The following is a 1,054-nucleotide window of genomic DNA, read 5'->3' as shown; positions in this document are numbered from 1 at the left end:
GCGTTGGGCTGCGCAGCAGCCCCATGAGAGCATTGGAATTTTTACTGAAAAAACTCAGCGCTTGATTTTGGGGCTGCTTCGCAGCCCAACGCAGGGCAAGCCTGCTCGCCACAGGCAACAGTGAAGGTGACTGACCTGCCGCTATCGCAGGCAAGCCAGCTCCCACAGGGTTCGGTGGTTGCCTTCAGATCAGCGCCCGCTGCACATCGCGCACCGTCGCTTCGAGGCTGGCCATGTGCAGGTTTAATACGCGTTCCACCGGCGCCTGATGCATCGGCCAGTGCAGCGCCATGCTGCCCACCAGCCGCCCATTGGCCTGCACCGGCAAGGCCACCGCGCGAATCAGAAACGGCAGGCGCACCGGGTATTCCCAATAGCCTTCAGTGCGCTGGCCAAACCCCTGGTGCTGGGTTTGCTCGCAGGTATGCACCTGCTCGTCCGCGGCCACATGATCGCGGCCCGCCAGACGCTGCACCTCCTCAACCGGCAATTGCGTCAGGCATGCCTTGCCCATCGCCGAGTGAAACAGGCTGGCGTGCTGGCCGACGATCTGGCAGTTGTTGGGGTACAGCTTGCGCAACACACTGGGGATCGCGCTTTCCATGACTTCCAGGCGCTCACCATCAAAGCAGGATAAATCCACCACCAGCCCGGTGCGCTCGCTGAGTTCCAGCAGCCAGGGCGCGGCGCTTTCCACCACCTGGCGCTTGAAACGTTGCTGGGTGTCGCCGAACAAGCGCTGGGCGCGCAGGCGGTAACGACGGTCGCTGAGGCCGCGATAGACCCACCCCTGTTCCTGCAAGGTCAGCAACATGCGCGACACCGTCGCCTTGGGCAGTCGTGTGAGGTAGTGCAACTCCTCCAACCCCAAGGCCTGGTGTTCGCCGAGCAGTTCGACGATGGCGAGTGCGCGCTCAACCGACCGTACCGTGCCTGTCTCCATGTTCGATCTCCCTGTTGCCGGTGGATGATCATTTTTCACAGCAAGATACAGGCCCGATCGCAGGTCAACTCATCGATTCAAGGCACGCAGGCGGGCGGCGTTGTACCCATT

Annotated in this window: 1 protein-coding gene; it reads right to left on the bottom strand. The window is 62.2% G+C overall.

Annotated features, from left to right (window positions below; genetic code table 11):
- Nucleotides 1-184: 184 nt before the first annotated feature.
- Nucleotides 185-943 (bottom strand): IclR family transcriptional regulator, encoded by a 759-nt coding sequence (locus FEM54_RS33030; protein WP_017137263.1) that lies wholly within the window; start codon nt 941-943, stop codon nt 185-187.
- Nucleotides 944-1,054 lie beyond the last annotated feature (111 nt).

The organism is Pseudomonas edaphica (assembly GCF_005863185.1).
Taxonomy (GTDB): domain Bacteria; phylum Pseudomonadota; class Gammaproteobacteria; order Pseudomonadales; family Pseudomonadaceae; genus Aquipseudomonas; species Aquipseudomonas edaphica.
This window is presented reverse-complemented; position numbering and strand designations above follow the sequence as displayed.

What these genes read in the sequence shown, in the direction of transcription:
- FEM54_RS33030 (WP_017137263.1), bottom strand. Translation starts at nt 943, where the DNA reads ATGGAGACAGGCACGGTACGGTCGGTTGAGCGCGCACTCGCCATCGTC.